The 2645-nt window shown below is 56.9% G+C and carries 2 protein-coding genes and 1 pseudogene; 2 read left to right on the top strand and 1 reads right to left on the bottom strand.

From position 1 onward, the window contains the following. Positions 1-1135, top strand: a 1135-nt coding sequence (locus EOA29_RS32325; protein WP_145969926.1) for a CapA family protein, incomplete at its 5' end; no start/stop codon positions are given. After that, a pseudogene (locus tag EOA29_RS32320) lies at positions 1134-1277 on the top strand (transposase domain-containing protein); the annotation flags it as partial. The gene EOA29_RS32325 and the pseudogene EOA29_RS32320, both read left to right, overlap by 2 nt. 314 nt (positions 1278-1591) lie before the next feature. Here the strand turns inward: EOA29_RS32320 and EOA29_RS32315 are convergent. Continuing rightward, a complete protein-coding gene (locus EOA29_RS32315) occupies positions 1592-2458 on the bottom strand; it encodes an aminotransferase class IV (protein ID WP_245468630.1) in 867 nt (288 codons plus the stop codon). Positions 2459-2645 lie beyond the last annotated feature (187 nt).

The following is a 2645-nucleotide window of genomic DNA, read 5'->3' as shown; positions in this document are numbered from 1 at the left end:
GATCAGTGTTCCGGAAGTTGGACCTGATCTAAGTGCAATGGGCTTCAATATAGTCAGCCGTGCGAATAATCACACGCTTGACTGGGGTGTTGAAGGTTTGCGCGAGACAAGTCGCGCCCTAACTAGCAATGGGATTGTGCATGCAGGCGCCGGTGAGAATCTAGCGCAGGCCGGAGGAGCGCGGTTCCTGGAAACCCCACGTGGTAGAGTGGCGCTTGTCTCCTTTGCGGCTACGTTCGAGCCTATGGCTCGCGCGTGCGATCCTGCTGGCGAGGCCCCCGGTAGACCAGGGCTTAATCCACTTCGCTTGGCGAGAAGTGTCGTTGTCTCCTCGGAAATGCTCGAGCGCCTACGAGAGGTGCGAGAAGCACTTCCTTGGTATGCGCCCCCTCCTAAAGAAGCTTCGCGTGTGACCATTCAATGGCCATTTGGGGAGGTAGTATTCCAAGCGGGGGAAAAGCCCGGCTACAGCTTCGAACCAAATGCGCGGGACGTGGACAATATTTTGCGCAACCTGCGTCAGGGAAAGCAGTTCAGCGATTTTTGTATAGCGACAAACCACGGGCACGAGCCAGGCGAGTTCAGTCGTGAACCGGCTGACTACGAACAAGCATTTGCTCGCAAACTGATCGACGCCGGAGCAGATGTATATATCAATCATGGGCCTCATCACATTAGGGGCATTGAAATCTACAAGGGCCGGCCCATCTTCTATGCCTTGGGCAATTTCTTCAATCAGGACTTAAGGTCTCCAGTCGGTGCAGATATGTTCGACGCACACGAAAAGGATCCTCGGCTGGACACCGATGCTGAGGTAAGCGCTCACGAGATGGCGGTAGGCTATCCATCGGCAGAAGGATTCCTTCCGCTACGCGACGCAGAATTCTATGAAAGCGTTATTAGCGTGAGCCGTTTCGAGAATAATCGGTTGGCTGAGATAAAGCTCTATCCGATTGAGCTCCGACGGACGAGCAGGTTCGCCAACCGCGGAGTGCCGCGTTTAGCTCCCGCCCCGCAGGGATATGCCATATTGGAGCGACTTCAGGCACTCTCCGAGCCATTTGGCACGAAGGTGGAGATCAACAACGGCGTAGCGATCATCCGGCTGCAGCCGAGCCCTGCCCAGCCAGAATAGTCTGATGCTGACATGCCGAGCTTGCGGCATCGAGCCCTTGGCCTACTTGCGCCACATCCTCAGCGAACTGCCGCAGCGCGTAACAGATGCTGACATCACCGATCTGCTGCCATTCAACTTCGCCGAAGCCGCCGCGGCCTGATCCAATGATCCCGTCTGACAGCGGTCGCTGTCAGACGGGCCGCGTCAACGCGCATGGAAATGAGCGCTTACAAAAAAGCCATCGGGCGCTCAAGCTCGAAGGGTGCCATCGCTGTTCTCTAGGGCCTTACACTACGGAAGTTATTGAACGAACTTACGCCATCCCGCCCTGGGCTTGCAAACGAATTTCAAGGTCAGGTCATGCACCACAGCAAAGCTCAATGCATAGTGTCGTTGGTGATTGCGCACCTCAGTATCGACGCTGCAAACCTAGCATCTGAACCGGTCGGGGGCGGCGGACGCGTGGCGGGTAGCTTAGTCTCGCTCTACCGGGACATCGGGATATGTCACCGGGGTGGACCATGCGGGGTCAGCATGCTTTCCCCAGTAGAGATCTGTCAGTTGGCGCGTAACGGGGCCAATCTTGCCATCCCCGATCTCTTCGTAGTCGACCTTCGTGACCGGCATGATGCCGCCTGCCGTGGAGGTGATGAATACCTCGTCAGCGGCTTTGAGCTGTTCAGGCCGCAAGTCGCCGATCGTAACTGGCCAGTCTAGTTCGGCACACAGATCAAACACTGTCTGGCGTGTAATGCCTTGGAGCACACCATAGCCTGGCGTGCGAAGGCGGCCGCCTTTGACGGTGAATACATTGAAGCCTGGACCTTCTGCGATGTTGTCATCTGTATCGACAACCAAGGCCGTCTCCGCACCACGGTCGTAGGCATCGAAGAGGCCCTTCACCAGGTCGAGCCAGTGATAGTTCTTGATCGAAGGGTCAATGGATTTGGGAGGGATGCGAACCGTGTCGCTGACGGCGATGTGAAGGCCGCGCTCGAGTTGTTCCTTGTTGGCCACCGATCCAAAGGGCACCGCGAAAGCCATGAAATGGTTTTCCGCCTCGCGCGGGTCGCGACTGAACGTCGGCGACGCGCCTCGCGTGCAGATCATCTCGACATAGGCTGACTTGTGGCCCGATAGAGCGACGCAGTTGGCGAGAATGCCCTCGATCTCCGCCCGGCTGTAAGAAATCTTCATGCGGAGCCGTTCCATGCCTCGGAAGAATCGATCGAGGTGCAGGTCGAGTCTGAAGAAACGGCCATCCCAAACGTGGACGGTGTCATAGGTGGCGTCAGAGTGTAGAAAACCCCAATCCAGGACGGAAACCTTGGCTTCCGACATGGGAAGATACTGCCCGTCCATGAAAGCCACGCCTCGTGGGTATGTCCGACGGTCCCGATGATGCAACTCGATCGCGGGGAGCTCCGTTCCTGGCTCGGTAGCCACAAGTGTCATTTCTTTCATCCTCTATCCAGCAGACCTAGGCGCTATACCCGGTAGGATTGGAGCCACTTCTGTTAGCGCCCTT

Source organism: Mesorhizobium sp. M1E.F.Ca.ET.063.01.1.1 (genome assembly GCF_003998155.1).
Taxonomy (GTDB): domain Bacteria; phylum Pseudomonadota; class Alphaproteobacteria; order Rhizobiales; family Rhizobiaceae; genus Mesorhizobium.
The sequence above is the reverse complement of the archived record's forward strand: the minus strand, read 5'-3'. Positions and strand labels throughout refer to the sequence as shown.